15 protein-coding genes are annotated in these 18,119 nt (G+C 70.2%); 11 read left to right on the top strand and 4 right to left on the bottom strand.

The window, feature by feature from the left end; genetic code table 11:
• Positions 1-2: 2 nt before the first annotated feature.
• Positions 3-1,091 carry an ABC transporter permease gene (locus OXG55_13035; GenBank protein MCY4104162.1) on the bottom strand — a complete coding sequence of 363 codons (1,089 nt, stop codon included), beginning with the start codon at positions 1,089-1,091 and terminating at the stop codon, positions 3-5.
• Positions 1,092-1,337: 246 nt separating this feature from the next.
• On the opposite strand from OXG55_13035, the gene OXG55_13030 reads away from it, so the two are divergent.
• Positions 1,338-2,156 carry an ATP-binding cassette domain-containing protein gene (locus OXG55_13030; GenBank protein MCY4104161.1) on the top strand — a complete coding sequence of 273 codons (819 nt, stop codon included), beginning with the start codon at positions 1,338-1,340 and terminating at the stop codon, positions 2,154-2,156.
• A 147-nt stretch (positions 2,157-2,303) separates the two neighbouring features.
• Here the strand turns inward: OXG55_13030 and OXG55_13025 are convergent, their stop codons facing one another.
• The gene (locus OXG55_13025; GenBank protein ID MCY4104160.1) at positions 2,304-3,503 is read right to left on the bottom strand and encodes a sugar ABC transporter substrate-binding protein; all 1,200 of its coding nucleotides are present in this window, start codon (positions 3,501-3,503) and stop codon (positions 2,304-2,306) included.
• Between the two features lie 192 nt (positions 3,504-3,695).
• Positions 3,696-4,769, bottom strand: a complete 1,074-nt coding sequence (locus OXG55_13020; protein MCY4104159.1) for an Ldh family oxidoreductase — start codon at positions 4,767-4,769, stop codon at positions 3,696-3,698.
• A gap of 72 nt (positions 4,770-4,841) precedes the next feature.
• On the opposite strand from OXG55_13020, the gene OXG55_13015 reads away from it, so the two are divergent.
• From OXG55_13015 to OXG55_12980, 8 genes are all read left to right on the top strand, one after another.
• Positions 4,842-5,483: a hypothetical protein gene (locus OXG55_13015; GenBank protein MCY4104158.1), complete on the top strand. Its 642-nt coding sequence runs from the start codon at positions 4,842-4,844 to the stop codon at positions 5,481-5,483.
• A 226-nt stretch (positions 5,484-5,709) separates the two neighbouring features.
• Positions 5,710-6,762: a class I fructose-bisphosphate aldolase gene (locus tag OXG55_13010; GenBank protein MCY4104157.1), complete on the top strand. Its 1,053-nt coding sequence runs from the start codon at positions 5,710-5,712 to the stop codon at positions 6,760-6,762.
• A 268-nt stretch (positions 6,763-7,030) separates the two neighbouring features.
• Positions 7,031-8,917, top strand: coding sequence for a 2-oxoacid:acceptor oxidoreductase subunit alpha (locus tag OXG55_13005; protein MCY4104156.1), 1,887 nt, complete (start codon positions 7,031-7,033; stop codon positions 8,915-8,917).
• A complete protein-coding gene (locus OXG55_13000; protein ID MCY4104155.1) occupies positions 8,907-9,935 on the top strand; it encodes a 2-oxoacid:ferredoxin oxidoreductase subunit beta in 1,029 nt (342 codons plus the stop codon). Before OXG55_13005 ends, OXG55_13000 begins: the two co-directional genes overlap by 11 nt.
• Positions 9,936-10,069: 134 nt before the next feature.
• Positions 10,070-10,891, top strand: a complete 822-nt coding sequence (locus OXG55_12995) for an HAD-IIA family hydrolase (protein MCY4104154.1) — start codon at positions 10,070-10,072, stop codon at positions 10,889-10,891.
• 104 nt (positions 10,892-10,995) lie between these two features.
• A complete protein-coding gene (locus tag OXG55_12990) occupies positions 10,996-11,844 on the top strand; it encodes a TlyA family RNA methyltransferase (protein MCY4104153.1) in 849 nt (282 codons plus the stop codon).
• Between the two features lie 50 nt (positions 11,845-11,894).
• Positions 11,895-12,752, top strand: coding sequence for an NAD(+)/NADH kinase (locus OXG55_12985; GenBank protein MCY4104152.1), 858 nt, complete (start codon positions 11,895-11,897; stop codon positions 12,750-12,752).
• Positions 12,753-12,847: 95 nt separating this feature from the next.
• A complete protein-coding gene (locus OXG55_12980; GenBank protein MCY4104151.1) occupies positions 12,848-14,449 on the top strand; it encodes a DNA repair protein RecN in 1,602 nt (533 codons plus the stop codon).
• A gap of 92 nt (positions 14,450-14,541) precedes the next feature.
• On the opposite strand, the gene OXG55_12975 is transcribed toward OXG55_12980, so the two are convergent.
• A complete protein-coding gene (locus OXG55_12975) occupies positions 14,542-15,303 on the bottom strand; it encodes a Uma2 family endonuclease (GenBank protein MCY4104150.1) in 762 nt (253 codons plus the stop codon).
• A 192-nt stretch (positions 15,304-15,495) separates the two neighbouring features.
• Between OXG55_12975 and OXG55_12970 the strand changes: the two genes are divergently transcribed.
• Both OXG55_12970 and OXG55_12965 read left to right on the top strand, forming a co-directional pair.
• Positions 15,496-17,148, top strand: a complete 1,653-nt coding sequence (locus OXG55_12970) for a CTP synthase (GenBank protein ID MCY4104149.1) — start codon at positions 15,496-15,498, stop codon at positions 17,146-17,148.
• The gene (locus OXG55_12965) at positions 17,145-18,086 is read left to right on the top strand and encodes a tyrosine recombinase (protein MCY4104148.1); all 942 of its coding nucleotides are present in this window, start codon (positions 17,145-17,147) and stop codon (positions 18,084-18,086) included. The genes OXG55_12970 and OXG55_12965 overlap by 4 nt, the downstream gene beginning before the upstream one ends.
• Positions 18,087-18,119: the final 33 nt, after the last annotated feature.

The raw sequence follows: 18,119 nt of genomic DNA, 5'->3' as shown, positions 1-18,119 counted from the left end.
GATCAGGCGCCGGTCAGCCGGGCTGCACGAATGTTCCGTAGGCCGTCGATGAAGATCGCGAACAGGATGACGAGGCCGTTGGCCACCGGGATCCACTTGCCTTCGACGTTGGAGATGTTGAGGGCGTTCGTGATGGTGCCCATCAGCAGCAGCCCGCCGAACACACCGAAGATCTTCCCCCTGCCGCCGGCCAATGAGACGCCACCGATCACGGCCGCTGCGAAGGAGGTGAACAATTCATCGGCGGCAATCCCGGCCTGAGCGGCGCCGATCCTTCCGACCAGCAGCCAGGCCGCGACCCCGCACAGCAGCCCCGATACGACGTAGGCGCCGATGATGACGTTGCCGTCGTTGATGCCGGCGGCCCGAGCCGCGTTGCGGTTGCTGCCGACGGCATAGATACGCCGTCCGTACACGGTATGCGTGAGGACATAGTGGAAGACGAGGAAGACGAGGACGAGGAAGATCGCCGAGATCGGGAACTTCAGATCCTCGCCGATGCCGATCCGGGTCTTGCCCAACCAGCGGAAGGCCTCGGGGATGGTCGTGAGCTGCCGCCCGACGCCCACGACGAGCGTGAGACCGTACAGCAGGATGGACATGCCGAGGGTCACCATGAAGTTGTTCATTCGCAGCTTCACGATGAGCAGGCCGTTGGCCAGACCCACCGCGGTGCAGACGATGAGCAGGATCGGCAGGACGGCGCCCGTGGACCACCCCCGTCCCCCGAGGTTCAACTGATCGGCCGTGCCCTCGCCGAGGATCGTCACCGGCGAGATCAGGACGCCCGCCAGCACCGCGCCGAAGACCATGTTGGCTTCGGTGCTCAAGTCGAAGTTCCGGGTCAGCAGCACCACGGTCTGCGCCAGGACGAGCATGCCCAGCGAGGAGACCGCCGCGCCGAGGTTGAGGATGTTCTGGGGGATCTCGAACTGGGTCAGCAGCGACGCGGCGAGGACCGCGATCGCCAGCAGGACCCACACGGAGTTCCTGTCCAGGAACCTCAGAATCCGTCGACCCGGAGTGAGTTCGACGTAACTCTCGTCGCTGAGTCCTGCGGCCCCCGGCGCCGGCCCCTGATCGATGGCCATCGATGACCCCCCCTATCGCATCCGGTATCGCAACCGGACCTCCATGGCGTTCCCCGAGGCTCGCGCGCCGGCCGGGACTGCCGTGGATTGGCGCCAGTATATGTCCATCCCCCGAGGGGCTGCTGAGCCCGGAGCGTGCCGGAAGGGCTTACGACGGCACGGCGCAGGCACTCCTTACGTTGTAAGGTTTCCGGCAGTGCGACTCTGACGCAGTCATCCACCAGAGGGGCAGCACGGGGGTACCGAATGACCGATCCAACTGGCTCTGCTGACGGTGCTGGAGGAGTTGCCACGCTCGAGGATCCGCCGGTGCTGGAGGTGGTCGGGATAAGCAAGTCGTTCGGGCCGGTCCGCGCGCTGCGCGATGTGAGCCTCGAACTGCGTGCGGGCGAGGTGGTCGGGCTCCTGGGGGACAACGGAGCCGGGAAGTCGACCCTCATCAAGTGCATGTCCGGCACGTTCCAGCCCGACTCGGGACACATCCGCATGGCGGGGAGAGAGGTGCAGGTCCGGAATCCCCAGGCGGCACGGGAACTCGGCATCGAGACCGTCTACCAGGATCTGCAGCTCGTCGAAGTGCTCGACGTGCCGGCGAATCTGTTCCTGAACCGGGAGATCTACCGCAAGCTGCCACCCGGCCTGCGGTGGATGCGCGTCATGAACAAGAAGCAGATGCTGCGGGAGGCGGGGGAAATCGTCTCACGCCTCCACATCCGGATCCCGTCGCTGGGGCTGCCGGTCGAGGACCTGTCGGGCGGGCAACGCCAGTCGGTGGCGGTGAGCAGGGCGGTGGCCTGGGGGCGCCACGTGGTCCTGATGGACGAGCCGGTCGCTGCGCTCGGCGTGACGCAGACGCAGTCGGTGCTGAATCTCATCAGGACGCTGGGCGATGAGGGCATGGCCGTCGTCTGCATCAGCCACAACATGCAGCACGTGATGGAGGTCTGCCACCGCGCCGTGGTGCTCTACCAGGGGCAGATGGCCGGGGACGTCGCCACCGCCGACGTCGAGCCGCGCGACCTGGTGGACCTCATCACCGGCGCCAGCCTCGGCGGGAGCAGCTAGCGCCCGACCGCGCGCCGGCCCTCGCCATCGTCATCCCGGCGCAGGCCGGGATCCGCTGTTCAGCGACTCGGCCTGCGTCGCCGGCGGTCGGACGCGCTTGCGGGCGGCCGCCGGGCCGCCCGCAAGGACTCGTGCTATGTGTCGGATCTACCGATCGTCACATGACGTCAGGCCGTTGGGCTCGCTCATGAAGCTGTTACCGAACAGGGTCGGATCGTTGGCCGTGTCCTGCGTGTACTCGAACAACTCCATGAAGTAGATCGGTCCGGCACTTCCGTCCACCATGGCAGTGGTGCCTCCCTCGAGCCCCGGGATGTTGAGGACCTCTCCGGGCTGCGGCGATTCGCCCGTCTGGAGGTAGTGCACGGCGATCTCGGCCATCTGGGAGCCCGCCAGGTCGGTCGGGTACGTCGTCCCGTAGTCCTGGAAGCCGCAGCGGACCTCGTGCAGCGAGGAGTTGCAGCCGTCGGTTCCGAAGATCCCGATGTGCCCCGGATCGTCCTTCGGGACGTAGAGATCCAGCGCCTCCAGCGCCGACCGCACCGATGGGGTGTAGTCGCAGTTCGAGTGGATGTAGATCGCGTCCGTGTCGGGGTTCGCCGTGAACCAGTCGGTGGTGATCGTTCCCGCCTTGGCGGTGTCGTAGTCGCCGTTGCGGATCGTCACCTCGATGTCGGGATACTCGTCCACGACGGAGTGGAACCCGGCGTTGCGGTCCTGCGCCTGGCTGGTGGTCATCAGACCGGTGATCTCCAGGACCGTGCCCTGGGGCCCACCGTTCTTCTCGGTGAGGTACTCCACGAGCTTGTGCCCGTTGAGGACGCCGGCGTCATAGACCGGAATGGTCAGCGTGTAGAGCTGCTCCTGGCCGACGTCGGGAATGTTGCCGAAGAACGACGCGACGGGGGTTCCTGCTGCGTTGGCGACCTTGATCGTCTCGGCCATCGAATCGACGTCAGCGGGGTAGATGAGGATGATGTCCACGTCCTGGGCGATGAACTGATCGATGCAGTTCGCCTGGGCTGTGGCCTCGGCCTTGCCACTGCAGTAGACGTGCTTCATGCCGGCGCCTTCGATCACGTTCTTGACCTGGTTGTCGAAGGCCACGTTCAGGTCGTTGGTCGGGTCGCTGTACGGCGTCCAGGCGACCACGAACTGCTCACCGTTGTTGGGCGTCGGTACGCCCGAGTCGGGTGCCGGCGGGGGCTCAGGCGGTGGTTCCGGCGGGGGCGGTGCTGGTGCCTCCGCGGGTGCCGGCGCGGGCGCGGCAGCGTCGTCATCCTCGCCGCACGCTGCGGCCACGAGAACGATCACGAACAACGACAAGAGCAGACTTCGTGCTCTCATGAGGACCCCCCCTCGATGGTGGCGTACCACTGAACGGCACGCCCGAACGAGGCGGCTTTCCTCGCCCTCCCCGCACGTCAGAGCATAATCTTGCGGTTCGACGGCGGTCAACAGGGGCCGGTGCTGGAGAGGCTCGGGAGGTTCCCGGAAAAGGACGGGCCCTGGTCCCGCGATCGGTGGCGCGCGACCCTCTCAGATGCGCTTGATCCCGATCTCCTGTGCGAACGCGTCGAGTTGGGACGCCACGGCTGCGTTGAGAGGGATCCCGTTGCGGATGCGGTGGCGCCGTGTATTCCATTCGGGTTCGCCCGGTACGAGGATCGAGTCTGCCCCCTTCGCGAGGGGGGTCTCCTTCATGTAGCTCACCAGGCGGTCCACCTCCGTCGCGAACTCCTCGGGGTCGGCGAACGCCTCCAGGTTGATGGCCAGCGCCAGATGGCCTGATCCCCACGAGTCGAGCATGGAGGAGCCTGCCTCGAGGAATGCTCTCGGCATCTCCACCGACAGGCTCGCTCCCGGCAGAACGGAGGCCAGGATCTCGGTCACGAGAGCGATGCCGTAGCCCTTGTAACCGGCCATCGGCACCACCGAGCCCCGCATAGCGGCGGCGGCATCGGTGGTCGGGACGCCGCGCTCGTCGATCGCCCAGCCCTCCGGGATCGGTTCGCCGCGGTCCGCGTGCATCCGGACCCTGCCGCGGGCGACCTGTGAGGATGCCATGTCCAGAACGATCGGATCGCCGCCCCGCCTCGGGATCGCATAGGCGAACGGCGCATTGCCCATACGCGGTTCACGGCCGCCGTGCGGCGCCATGATCGCCGGACCGTTGCTGGTGAAGTAACCGACCATCCCCTCGTCGGCGACACGGAGCACGTGGGTGGCCAGCATTCCCGTGTGGTTGCTGTTGCGGACGGCGACGATGCCGACGCCGTGCTCGCCGGCGAGGTCCACAGCCCGGTCGGCTGCGATCTGGCCGATCACCACCCCGTGACCGTTGTCGCCGTCGAGGAGAGCGGTTGCGCCGAATTGGCGCACCGCCTCGACGCGGGGCGCCGGATTGACCACGCCGGCAGCGAGTGCCCGTACGTACGGGGGCACCCGCACCACGCCGTGTGACCAGTGCCCTCGGAGGTCGGCTTCGACGAGGCCGTCGACGAATCGAATGACGTCGTCATCCGGCATTCCGCCATAGCGGGCCGCTCGACCGACGAACGCCCTTGCGTCACCTACCGCCACGGTGCGCCCGCTGTTCGATTCTGATGGCATCCGCGCTGCTCCCCGAGATCGGTGGCGTTCGACACTACCGCCCGCGGCTGATGCCGCTCGTAGGCTGGGGCGGTGAGCGGCGGGAACGAGCCTGACCTGGCGAGGGTGCTACGCCAGAAGCTGGGGGCCGAGCAGGGCCGCTGGGCGCTGCGGCGGGTGATGGTGGCCGCCGATGCCTTCTCCTCGGAGTACCACGAGGACGCGCTGGCGCAACTGAAGCCGGTGATGGACACCGAGGCCGCCGACGTGCCCGAGGTGCGGGAACTGCACGGGCTGATCCTCTACCGGTTGCGCCGCTGGCGGGCGGCGGCCCGGGAGCTCGAAGCCTTCGCCACCCTCACCCGCAGCTGCGAGCAGGCGCCGGTGCTGGCCGACTGTTACCGGGCGCTGCAGCGTTGGGACGAGGTGGAGGAACTCTGGGAGGAGTTGCGTCACGAGAGCCCGTCGGCCGAGTTGGTGACCGAGGGCCGGATCGTGGCCGCGGGGGCGCTGGCGGACCGGGGCCGGCTGGCCGAGGGGGTCGCGCTGCTGGCAGAAGGGTGGCGCACGCCCCGCAACCCCCAGGAGTTCCACCTGCGCCGTGCCTACGCGCTGGCCGACCTGTATGACCGCGGCGGCGACCAGCCGGCTGCCCGGCGGCTGTTCGCCTGGATCGACCGTCACTCGCCCGGGTACGCCGACGCCACCGACCGCCTCGCCGACCTCTCGGCCTGACCGGCGCGGGTCGGACCGTCCGGCGCCCGAAGAGTCCCGAATCCAGCGGCAGCGCGCCTGTTTCGATCCCGCTGCCCGCAGACGCCACCGGGGACGGCGGATTGCGGCTACCAGGCCCCCCGATTGGCACCGCCGGCGGGCTCTGCCGGGATAGGGTCGCAGCGAGGGGCGCCGACGGCCCGCAGGCCCCGCCAACCCACCCACCGAACCACACAGGAGCCGCTCGATGCGAGACGTCGCAGCTCTCTTGGGCGACGACGCCGACTACCTGCTCGGCCACACCGCCAAGGCCATACCCGCCGAGGATCTCCACCTGCCCGGTCCGGACTTCGTCGACCGGGTCGCCGCCGCCACCGACCGCGCACCGCAGGTGCTGCGCAACCTGCAGGCCCTGTTCGGCCACGGCCGACTCGCCGGCACCGGCTACGTGTCGATCCTCCCGGTCGACCAGGGCGTGGAGCACTCCGGCGCCGCCAGCTTCGCCACCAACCCGGCCTATTTCGACCCCGAGAACATCGTGCGTCTCGCCGTGGAGGGGGGCTGCAACGCCGTGGCGTCCACCTTCGGCGTGCTCGGCGCGGTTTCCCGCCGCTGGGCGCACCGCATCCCGTTCATCGTGAAGATCAACCACAACGAGCTGCTGAGCCACCCCAACAGCTACGACCAGGTGGGCTTCGGCAGCGTCGAGCGAGCCTTCGAGCTGGGGGCCGCCGGCGTGGGCGCCACCATCTACTTCGGCTCGGAGGAGTCGCGCCGCCAGATCCTCGAGATCAGCGAGGCCTTCGAGGAGGCGCACCGGCTGGGCATGTTCTGCGTCCTCTGGTGCTACCTGCGCAGCAACGCCTTCAAGGTGGACGGCGTGGACTACCACGGCGCTGCCGACCTCACCGGCCAGGCCAACCACCTCGGCGCCACCATCGGTGCCGACATCGTCAAGCAGAAGCTGCCCGAGAACAACGGCGGATACCAGGCGGTGGGTTTCGGCCGCACCAGCCCGCTGGTGTACAGCGACCTCACCTCCGACCACCCCATCGACCTCACCCGCTGGCAGGTGGCCAACTGCTACATGGGCCGGGTGGGCCTCATCAACTCCGGTGGCGCCAGCTCGGGCGCCGACGACCTGGCCGAGGCCGTGCGCACGGCGGTCATCAACAAGCGGGCCGGTGGCACCGGGCTCATCAGTGGGCGCAAGGCCTTCCAGCGCCCGATGGCCGACGGCGTCGAACTGCTCGGCGCCATCCAGGACGTCTACCTCGACGTCTCCGTCGGCGTGGCCTGAATCCCCCCGGACCGAGTCCGCCGAAGACCCCGCCTGCGACCCCGGGAATCCCTCTCCGGACGGTGCCCATCTCCTAACGTGACCTCGGTGCAACCCGGTGGTAACCGTCTGTGTGAACAAAGTCACACTGCGCGTCACGTTCACAGGCCCGCGGTCCGGCTCCGGCCCCGCCGAGGCGGTACTAGATTGCAATTCCGGTCGGTCGCCAGGCGCACTGCCGCGCCCGCAGCCGCTGACCGGTGATGACCCAAATCGCAAGGGAACGCACGTGACCGACACTGCCACCCAACAGCCTTCGCCGCGGACCGTCGAGGATCTGGATCGACTGGTCATCCGTTTCGCCGGCGACTCCGGCGACGGCATGCAGCTCACCGGCGACCGCTTCACCAGTGCCAGCGCCCTGTTCGGCAACGACCTCGCCACGCTGCCGGACTTTCCCGCCGAGATCAGGGCGCCGGCGGGCACCCTGCACGGCGTCTCGGCGTTCCAGGTGCAGGTCGCCAGCGAGACCGTCACCACTCCCGGCGACGCTCCCACGGTGCTCGTGGCCATGAACCCGGCGGCGCTGCGCAGCGAGCTGGACCGCCTCGAGATCGGCGGCACCGTCATCATCAACTCCGACGCCTTCCAGGAGCGCAACCTCGACAAGGCCGGCTACAGCGACGACCCGCTCAGCGACGGCACGCTGGACCACTACACCACCTACCTGGTCCCCATGACCAGTCTCACCAAGCAGGTCTGCAAGGACCTCGGCGTGAAGCCCCGCGACGCCGAGCGCAGCAAGAACTTCTTCGCGCTCGGCGTGGTGAGCTGGCTCTTCGACCGGCCGACGCAGCCCACCCTGGACTGGATCGACGTGAAGTTCGGCAAGCGGCCCCTGGTGGCGGCCGCGAACGCGGCCGCCTTCAAGGCCGGCCACGCCTTCGGCGAGACCACCGAGATGTTCCAGGCCACCTACAAGGTGCGTCCCGCCGAACTCGAGCCCGGCACCTACACCAGCATCAACGGCAACACGGCGCTCTCGTGGGGACTGATCGCCGCCGCCCAGCAGGCCAAGCTGCCCCTGTTCCTGGCGTCGTACCCCATCACACCGGCCTCCGACGTGCTGCACGAGCTCTCGGGACGCAAGAACTTCGGCGTGCGCACCTTCCAGGCCGAGGACGAGATCGCCGCGGCCTGCGCGGCGGTGGGGGCGTCGTTCGGGGGTCACATCGGGGTGACCACAACCAGCGGCCCTGGCCTGGCGCTGAAGGCCGAGACCATCGGCCTGGCCCTCAGCATCGAACTGCCGCTCCTGGTGATCGACATCCAGCGCGGCGGCCCCTCCACCGGCCTGCCCACCAAGACCGAGGCCTCGGACCTCAACCTGGCGCTGTACGGCCGCCACGGCGAGGCCCCGCTGCCGGTGGTCGCCGCCTACAGCCCCTCCCAGTGCTTCTTCGCCGCCATCGAGGCGGTGCGGATCGCCCTGAAGTACCGCACCCCGGTGATCCTGCTCTCCGACGGCTACCTGGCCAACGGGTCCGAGCCGTGGCGCCTGCCCGACCTCGAGGACCTGCCCGACATCAGCGTCGATTTCACCACGCGGTTCAACGACGCCGACGAGGAGGGCAACCCGGTCTTCCAACCGTACAAGCGCGACCCTCAGACCCTGGCCCGGCCGTGGGCGGTTCCCGGCACGCCCGATCTCATGCACCGCGTCGGCGGCCTGGAGAAGGAGGACGTGACGGGCAACATCTCCTACACGCCCGCCAATCACGGCCTCATGACCGAATTGCGGGCCGCCAAGGTGGACGGCATCGCCGCGGACATTCCCCCGACGATGCTCGACAGCGACGGCCCGGCCACCGTGGCCGTGCTGTCCTGGGGGTCGGTGTGGGGATCGGTCACCAGCGCGGTGCGGCGAGTGCGCGCCGGCGGCCCGGCCGTCGACCACCTGCACCTCACGCACCTCAACCCGCTGCACGCCGACCTGGGTGACCTGCTGGGCCGCTATCGCACCGTGCTGGTTCCGGAGATGAACCTGGGGCAGTTGGCCTCCATCGTCCGATCCCGCTACCTCATCGACGTGAAGTCGATCACCAAGGTGGAGGGTGTGCCGTTCACGGCGAGCGAGATCGCCGCCGCCATCGCAGGAGCCGTCGATGACGACTGACATGTCCACCGGCCCGACCACGACCAAAGCCGACTGGACCAGCGACCAGGAACCCCGCTGGTGTCCCGGCTGCGGGGACTACTCCATCCTGTCGGCGATGCAGCTGCTGATGCCGCAGTTGGGGGCTCGTCCCGAGAACACGGTCTTCGTGTCGGGCATCGGCTGCGCCGCCCGCTTCCCGTACTACATGAAGACCTACGGCATGCACGGCATTCACGGGCGTGCCCCGGCGCTGGCCACCGGGCTGGCCACCTGCCGCCCCGACCTCGACGTGTGGGTCGTCGGCGGCGACGGCGACATCCTGTCGATCGGCGGCAACCATCTGCTGCACAGCCTGCGCCGCAACGTCAACATCAAGATCCTGCTGTTCAACAATCAAATCTACGGGCTCACCAAGGGCCAGTACTCACCGACCAGCGAGATCGGCAAGGTCACCAAGTCCACACCGCTCGGCTCGGTGGACGAGCCGCTCAACCCCCTGAGCGTGGCCCTCGGCGCCGAGGCCACCTTCGTGGCCCGCACCCACGACATGGACCGCACCCACATGCAGGACATGTTCCGGCGGGCCTGGGAGCACGCCGGCGCCGCCTTCGTGGAGGTCTACCAGAACTGCAACGTGTTCAACGACGGGGCGTTCGCCGAGATCACCAAGAAGGACAAGCGCCCCTCCATGCTCATCCCGCTGCAGCACGGTGAGCCGATCCGCTTCGGCGCCGAGGGGGAACGCGGCGTGATCATGAACCGCGGCGGCGAGCTGCAGATCGTGGAGGTGGCCGACGTGGGGGAGGAGAACCTGCTGGTACACGACGAGCGTGCGGAGACCCCGTCGCCAGCGTTCGCCCTGTCGCGCCTCTCCTCGGGTGCGTTCATGCCCACGCCCATCGGGGTGTTCCGGGCGGTCGAAGGGCCGGAGTACGCCTCGCAGGTGTCCCGGCAGTTGGCGTTCGCCCAGGACCGCAGCGGGCCCGGCGACCTGCACGCCCTGCTCCGCTCCCGCGCCACCTGGGAAGTCGCCTGAGCCGAGTATCGGGCGCCAATCTCGCGGCTGTCCGGGCGGGGGCGCCGGTGGCGCTCCGGCGGCCTCTGAAAATGGCACGCCTGCGCTTGCCCCCGGCAACCCCGCCCTCGGCTTCTGTCTGAGCCGCTGCCCCCGTGACCGCTGTACGCAACTTCGTCATCGATCTGGACGGGGTCATGTGGGTCGGTGATGACTGCATCGCCGGAGCGGGGGAGGGTGCGAACCGGCTTGTCGACGCCGGGTGCAGTGTCGTGTTCGTGACCAACATGTCGCGGCTCACGGTGGCGCGCCAGCGGGCGCGGTTGGTGCGCTGCGGGGTGCGACCGCCGGTGGAGATCGTGACCTCGGCGGTGGCGGCTGCGTCGCTGCTGGCGCCGGATGATCGCGTGATGGTCTGCGGGGGCGAGGGCATTGCCGAGGCCGTGGAGAGTGTCGGCGCCGTCGTGGCGTGCTACGCCTCGGACGGCTCGGGTGCTCACGATGGCGGCGGGGGCGATCCGACCGGGGGGGTGGTGGACGCCGTCGTCGTGGGGATGGATCCGACCTTCGACTATGCCGCCTGCGGGCGGGCGATGCGAGCGGTGCGGGCCGGGGCGCGCCTCATCGGGACGAACCACGATCCCACCTATCCCACACCCGGCGGCCTCGAGGCCGGCGGCGGGGCGATCCTGGCGGCCGTGGCCGCCGCGGCCGAGATCGAGCCGGTGCTGGCCGGCAAGCCCAACGAGGCCACCGTGTCGTCCGTGCGGGAGCGCCTCGGCTCCGGGCCCGGCATCGTGATCGGTGACCGGCCCGACAGCGACGGTCTGCTCGCCGAGGCGCTGGGGTTCGACTTCGCCCTGGTGCTGACCGGCGTCACCTCGCACGACGACCTGCCGGTGTCTCCGACGCCGGGGCTCGTCGCCGAGGACCTCGCCGGCGTAGTCGACGCCGTGCTCGGGGAGGTGGCCGGCTAGTGCCGAAGGTCGTGCCTTCCGTCATTCCGGCGCCTCTGACCGTCATTCCGGCGCCTCTTACCGTCATTCCGGCGGAGGCCGGAATCCAGTAGCCGGTCGGCGCGGTGAACTCCAGCAGGCGCCGCCGCCTCGACAGCGAACTGGTGCGCCGCGAGTTGGCGGTGAGCCGCGAGGAGGCTCGCCGGCTCATCGACGCACGGGCCGTCACCGTCAACGGGGCGGTGGCCGAGCGGGCCGCCCGGGCGGTGCTCCCCGGCGACGCCCTCGGGGTGTTGCGGCGCCGCCGCTTCGTGAGCCGCGGCGGGGAGAAGCTCGACGGTGCACTGGGGTTGCTGGGGCTGGAGGTCGCCGGGAAGCGCTGTATCGACGTGGGGGCCTCCATCGGCGGGTTCACCGACTGCCTCCTGCAGCGGGGCGCGGCGCATGTCGTGGCCGTCGACGTCGGCCGGGCACAGCTGCACGAGCGGCTGCGGTCGGCCCCGCAGGTGCGCAACCTGGAGGGCGTCAACGTCCGCCACCTCCGACCCGGCGACGCTGGCGGACCGGCCGAACTGGTGACCGTGGACCTGTCGTTCATCGGCCTGCGCCTTGTGATGGAGCGGCTGGCCGCCCTCGTCTCGCCGGGCGGCGACCTGCTGATGCTGGTGAAGCCGCAGTTCGAAGCCGGCAGGCGGGAGGCGTCGAAGGGCCGCGGCGTGATTCGCTCCCCGGCGGTGTGGCGGTGCACGCTCACCGAAGTCGCACAGTCCGCCGTCGTCGCCGGTCTGCTGCCCCGGGCGGTGGTGCTCGCCGAACCTCCCGGCGCAGAGGGCAACGCCGAGTTCTTCCTGCATTGCCGCAAGCCGCCGGTGGACGAGAGCGCCCCGCCGGCGGCGGCGTCGGCACCGACGTTCGGCGGTGCCGTGGACGCTGTGGTGCAGGAGGCTTTGGACCGGAGTGAGCAGGGGGTGTGACTCAGGTAGGCGGGCCGCAGCATTGCTCGGCAGTCTCGTAGTCTGAGCATGTGGCTCGTTTCGCTCTCGTCGTGCATCCGCGGCGCCCCCCGGCGCGCCTGCTGGCGCAGGAGCTGGCCGGCTGGCTGGCGGCCGAGGGTCACGAGGTGGGGCTGCCGGGCCCCGACGCCCATTCGGCCGACCTGCCCGAACTGGCCTGCGCCGACGCCGATGTCGGCGAGGCGGACCTGGTGGTGAGCCTCGGCGGCGACGGCAGCATCCTGCGAGCGGTCCGCCTGGCGGCCGACGCCGGCGCGGCGGTGCTGGGCGTCAACTTCGGGGAGCTCGCGTACCTGGCCGAGGTAGAGCCCGGCGACGCCCGCTCAGCCATCGACCGCTGGCTGGCCGGAGAGTTCGGCATCATCGAGCGGATGCGCCTGGCGGTGCGGGTGTCCACCGCAGGCAGCGACGCCGCCGGGACGCCGCTGGCGGCACTGAACGAGGCCGTCGTGGAGAAGTTGGACCGGGGGCGCAGCGTGCGTCTCAGCCTCAGCGTCGACGGCCGCCACTTCACCACCTACCGGGCCGACGGCCTCATCGTGGCGTCGCCCACAGGGTCAACGGCGTACTCGCTGAGCGTGCGGGGCCCTATCCTGGCCCCCACGCATCAGGCGCTCGTCGTGACGCCCGTGTCGCCGCACTCGCTGTTCGACCGCTCGCTGGTGCTGCCGCCGGACACCACGCTGCGCATCGACGTGGAGTCCGAGCACCCTGCTGCGCTGTCGGTCGACGGCGACGTCTGCCGGGTGCTGCACCCCGGCGGCACCGTGGAGTGCACCGCCTCGGACCGCCCGGCCCGCTTGGTGAGCTTCGATCACCGTCACTTCGATGACATCCTGAAGGCCAAGTTCGGCCTCGGAAACCGTTGAGCCGCCGCTGCGCACCGCCCGCAGCGACGTAAGAGACCGCGGGGAGAGCACGTGCACCAGAGGAAGAGGGGCGCAGCCCGCACCGGGGGCCCGGCATGCTGACCGACCTCGTCGTCCGCAACATGGTGCTGATCGACGAGATGGCCCTCGAATTCGAGGGCGGCATGACGGTGCTCACCGGCGAGACCGGCGCCGGCAAGACGCTGCTGACCCAGGCGGTCGGGCTGCTGGCAGGGGGGCGGGCAAGTCCGGGGCTGGTCCGCCGCGGCGCCACCGAGGCGGAGGTGGAGGGGCGCTTCGTGGACGGCGACGGTGCGGAGTTGGTGGTGCGCAGGGTTGTGCCCACGGGCGGTCGCGCCCGCGCCTACCTCGACGGGCATCTGGCCTCGGTGAGCGCCCTGCAGGAAGCCGTCGGCGGCAGGGTGGACATCTGCAGCCAGCACAACCATCAAGCTCTGCTGCGCCCTGCGATGCGGCTCGACGCGCTCGACCGGTTCGCCGACCTCGACACAGCCCCGCTGGCCGAGGCGCGTCGGCGCTGCGCCGAGCTGAGCGGACGGCTGGCGGCGCTCGGCGGCGACGAGCGGGCACGCGCCCGCGAGCTGGACGTCTTGGAGCATCAGGTGGCCACCCTCGACGCCGCCGGCCTCAGCGACCCCGACGAGGAGCAGCACCTCGAAGCGACCGAGCGGCTGCTGACCGAAGCGGCGGCCATCCGCGAGGCCGCCGCGGGAGCCGCCTACCTGCTCGGCGCCGACGGCCCCGGCGGGGAGGCCCTGGGGGAGGCCCAGAGTCAAATCGACCGCTTCGAGCCGTTGGACACCGTGGCCGGCAGGCTCCGCCACTTGGCCGAGGAGGCCGGCGACGTGGCCGCCGAACTCCGCAGACTGGCGGAGGAGGTCAGAGAGGATCCGGTGCGGCTGGCGGAGGTCGTCGAGCGCCGCGCCCTGCTCGCCGGGCTGCGCCGCCGTTACGGCGCCACCCTGGCCGACGTGATGGCCTTCGCCGCCGAGGCGCGCCGCCGGCTGGAGGATTTGCAGGATGCCGAGGGAGTTGCCGCACGGCTGGGGGCCGACCTGGAGGAAGCGCGGGAGCGAGAGCGCGCCGAGGCGGCACGTCTGGGAGAGGGCCGCCGCCGTGCCGCCCCCGCATTGGCGCAGGCAGTGACCGCCGAGCTGCAGCAGCTGGCGATGCCCAACGCCTCCTTGCAGCTACGCGTCGGCGCAGATCCCGGCGATGACATCGACTACTTGCTGGCGGTGAACTCGGGCGCCTCGCCGGCCCCGCTGGCGCAGGTGGCGTCGGGAGGGGAACTCTCCCGGGCGATGCTGGCGCTGCATGTGGTGCTGCTGGCCGCGCCGCCGACGGTGCTGCTGGACGAGGTGGACGCCGGAATCGGCGGCGAGGCGGGCACCGCGGTGGGACGCGCTCTCGCCAGGCTGGCGACCGATCGCCAGACCCTCGTGGTCACCCACCTGCCGCAGGTGGCGGCCCACGCCGACGCCCATGTGAGCCTCGAGAAGATCGACGACGGCTCCGAGGCGCGGATCACGGCGCAGCCACTCGACGATGGCGGCCGGCTGGTGGAGTTGGCCCGCATGCTGTCCGGCTCGCCCCACAGCGGCTCGGCCCGCGAGCACGCCGCCGAGCTGCTCGCCCGCGCGGCGACCGAGCGTCGCGAGAGGATCCCTGGCTGACAACCGACCCGGCCGGAATCCGGCGGCCGAACTGACTCGCCCCACGGCCAGATGTTCCGCGTCCCCTGGCGGCAGGTCGGTGTTGCTTGTTGCTACCCGGGTGGGTCCGGGGCTCGGCCGGCCTCGGGGGAGCCGTGGCGGCGCAGCAGTTCCTTCAGCCGCGCGACCTCTGCCGCCTGCGCCGCTGCCTCTGCCGCCTGCGCCGCTGCCTCGGCCTCGGCTCGCCGGCGGGCGGTCTCGGCGCGGGCAAGGTTGTTGAGTGGTTGGTCGCTGCCGGGGAGGTGGAAGAGCAACTCGTCGTCGCGCCAGGCGATGTCGAGGTCGAGGGCGGTGCTGTGGCCGCGCTCGGTTCCGGCGCCGTCGACGGTCACGGCGATGGGCGTCCAGTGGCCGTCGTGCAGCCGTTCGCCTTGGAGGATCTCGGGGTGGAGTTCGCCGCCGGTGGGGTCGACGCGCCAGTACTCGGCGACGCCGATGGAGGCGTAGGTGGCGCGTTTGCGCCCCCGGTCGGCGCTTGCGGTGTCCTTGGAGGCGACTTCGAGGACGAACAGCAGTGAGCCGCCGTGCTGGAAGGTGCGGTAACTCTGAATGTCCTGGAGTTGCGCCGCGGCGACGCCGGCGACGACGAGCACATCGGGTTCGATCACCGCGGCGGGGTCGCCCTCGCGGTAGTAGAGGTTGAGGTTGGAAGCGACGAGGATGTCGCCGCGACTGTCGAAGCGCTGCTCCAGCACAGATGCTGCGTTGTCACGGACGCGTCGATGGGGTCGGGATTCAGGCAATGGCTCGCCCGCGGGGTACAGCGCGTCGAGGTCGTCGACGTCGAGGTCGTTGTGGGTGAGTGTTTCTGTCACACACATCACATCCTGTCTCTGGCTATCAGACAATGTTAGCCACTTTCCTTATATCTGGCAACGCTGATAGCCGCTGGGCGTCTCCGCCAGCGTAGTATTCGCCCCCTTCCCCTTGCCTCCCGGCCTGCACGCAGGAGATCGATGCCGGGCGGCGCCGCCATCGGGGCCGGGTCTGAAGTAAGCTGGCATCCCGTGACGAAGCACATCTTCGTGACGGGCGGCGTGGCGAGTTCGCTCGGCAAGGGTCTGACCGCCTCCTCCCTGGGTGCACTGCTGAAGGCGCGTGGCCTGCGGGTGACGATGCAGAAGCTGGATCCGTACATCAACGTGGATCCCGGCACCATGAACCCCTTCGAGCACGGTGAGGTGTTCGTCACCACCGACGGCGGCGAGACCGACCTGGATCTCGGCCACTACGAGCGGTTCATCGACGAGAACCTCACCCAGGACTCCAACGCCACGACCGGGTCGATCTACTCGGCGGTGCTGGAGGCAGAGCGGCGCGGCGACTACCTCGGCGGCACCGTGCAGGTCATCCCGCACATCACCGACGAGATCAAGCGGCGCATTCTGGGGGTGGCCCGCCCCGACACCGACGTGGCCATCACCGAGATCGGCGGCACCGTCGGCGACATCGAGATCCTCCCGTTCCTGGAGGCCGTCCGCCAGATCCGCCTCGACGTGGGCCGCCGCAACGTGTGCTACGTGCACGTCACCCTGGTGCCGCTCATCGGCCCCACCGGGGAGCACAAGACCAAGCCCACCCAGCACTCGGTCACCGAGCTGCGCAGCCGCGGCATCCAGCCCGACGTGATCGTCTGTCGCAGCGACACCCCCATCTCCGACGACTTGAAGCGCAAGATCTCCAACCTGTGCGACGTCCCGATATCGGCGGTGGCGAACGCCGCCGACGCCGACAGCATCTACGACCTGCCCCTAGTGCTGCACGACGAGAACCTCGACGGTGTTGTGGGCGATCTGCTGGGATTCGACAGCGAGCCCGACCTGAGCAGTTGGCAGTTGCTCAGCGAGCGCACCCACAACGCCGCCAACGTGGTGCGCATCGGGGTCGTGGGCAAGTACGTGCGCCTCATCGACGCCTACCTCTCGGTGGCCGAGGCGCTGCGCCACGCCGCCTGCTCGCGGGGCGCCAGGGTGGAGATCGACTGGATCCCCGCCGAGGAGGTGGAAGGCCTGCTGACTTCGCGCCGCCTGGCGGACCTGGAGGGCATCGTCATCCCCGGCGGGTTCGGCTCGCGGGGCATCGAGGGCAAGATCGCCGCCGCCTCCTACGCCCGGGAACGGGGCATCCCGTGTCTGGGGCTGTGCCTGGGCATGCAGGTCATGACCGTGGAGTTCGCCCGCAACGTCCTGGGGCTGGCCGGGGCGCACTCCACCGAATTCGATTCCCGCACGCCGCATCCGGTGATCTGCCTCATGGAGGAGCAGCGGAAAGTGACGCACAAGGGCGGCACCATGCGGCTGGGCTCCTACGTCGCGAAGCTGCGCCCCGGCAGCCGTGTGGCCGAGTTCTACGGCAGCGAGGTGGTGTCGGAGCGTCACCGGCACCGCTACGAGTTCAACCCCGGCTACCGGGAGCAGGTGGAGTCGGCCGGGCTGGTCTGCTCGGGCCTCTCGCCCGACGGCCTGCTGGTGGAGTTCGTGGAGCTGGAAGGGCACCCGTTCTGGGTCGGCACCCAGGCCCATCCCGAGTTCCAGAGCCGCCCCAACCGCCCGGCGCCCCTGTTCGCCGCCCTGATGGACGCGGCGCTGGACCGCGTCGAGGGCCGCAACCCGCGCCTGCAGTTCAGCCACGACGCCGCGGTGGCCGTGGAGGTGGTGTGAGCCCTCCGTGGCTGCCGGTCGACGCCGAGGAATTCCTGGACTGGCTGGTCCTCAGCAAGGGCCGTGCGGCCAACACCATCGACGCCTACCGCCGTGATCTCGCCGGCTACCTGGCCTTCGGCACCGATGCCGGCTGGGATCACCGCAACGTGACCGACGCCGGGGTGCTGGCGTGGGTGCGGGCCCGCCTCGGCCTGGGGCTGGCGTCCTCCACCGTGAAGAGGGGCCTCACCACGGTGCGCACCTTCCACCGCTGGCTGGTGCTGGAGGAACTGCGGTCCGACGACCCGACGGCCAACGTGGACTTGCCGCGGGTGCCGCGCGGGCTGCCGAAGGCGTTGAGCCAGGAGGAGGCGGCCGCGCTGGTGGCTGCCCCGGCGGGCGGGGGGCCGCTGGCGCGGCGCGACCGGGCGGTGCTGGAGACGCTCTACGGCACCGGCGTGCGGGTCTCGGAGCTGGTGGGGCTGTCGCTGGGCGACGTGGATCTGGCCTCGGCGTCGCTGCGCGTGCTCGGCAAAGGATCCAAGGAGCGGGTGGCGCCGCTGGGGCGCCTGGCTCGGGCGGCCCTCGAGGAGTGGTTGGAGCCGGTGGGGCGCGGCGAGATGGAGCCGGAGCGCTGGGCGTCCCGAGCCGACTCCGAGGCGGTGTTCCTGAACCGGCGCGGCGGCCGGCTCAGCCGCCAGGGGGTGTACCAACTGGTTCGCCACCACGGCGAGGCGGCGGGGATCACCTCGGCTCTCGCGCCGCACGTGCTGCGCCACAGCTTCGCCACCCACCTGCTGGACAACGGTGCCGACATCCGCGTTGTGCAGGAGTTGCTCGGCCACGCCAAGGTGACGACCACCCAGATCTACACCTCGGTGTCCCGCGAGCGGCTATTCCGCGTCTACGCCGAGGCCCACCCCCGGGCCCGCCTCGGCGCCCCGTCGCCCGCCTGAGCGCGGCGCCCGGCCGGAGCCGGGGTGCCGATG

The sequence above is a fragment of the bacterium genome, from assembly GCA_026708055.1.
GTDB lineage: Bacteria > Actinomycetota > Acidimicrobiia > Acidimicrobiales > CATQHL01 > VXNF01.
The sequence above is the reverse complement of the archived record's forward strand: the minus strand, read 5'-3'. Positions and strand labels throughout refer to the sequence as shown.

Excerpts from the sequence above, each read along its gene's own strand:
- OXG55_12980 (MCY4104151.1), top strand. The coding sequence starts at position 12,848 with ATGCTGACCGACCTCGTCGTCCGCAACATGGTGCTGATCGACGAGATG.
- OXG55_13010 (MCY4104157.1), top strand. The coding sequence starts at position 5,710 with ATGCGAGACGTCGCAGCTCTCTTGGGCGACGACGCCGACTACCTGCTC.
- OXG55_13020 (MCY4104159.1), bottom strand. The coding sequence starts at position 4,769 with ATGCCATCAGAATCGAACAGCGGGCGCACCGTGGCGGTAGGTGACGCA.
- OXG55_13030 (MCY4104161.1), top strand. The coding sequence starts at position 1,338 with ATGACCGATCCAACTGGCTCTGCTGACGGTGCTGGAGGAGTTGCCACG.
- OXG55_13025 (MCY4104160.1), bottom strand. The coding sequence starts at position 3,503 with ATGAGAGCACGAAGTCTGCTCTTGTCGTTGTTCGTGATCGTTCTCGTG.
- OXG55_13035 (MCY4104162.1), bottom strand. The coding sequence starts at position 1,091 with ATGGCCATCGATCAGGGGCCGGCGCCGGGGGCCGCAGGACTCAGCGAC.
- OXG55_13000 (MCY4104155.1), top strand. The coding sequence starts at position 8,907 with ATGACGACTGACATGTCCACCGGCCCGACCACGACCAAAGCCGACTGG.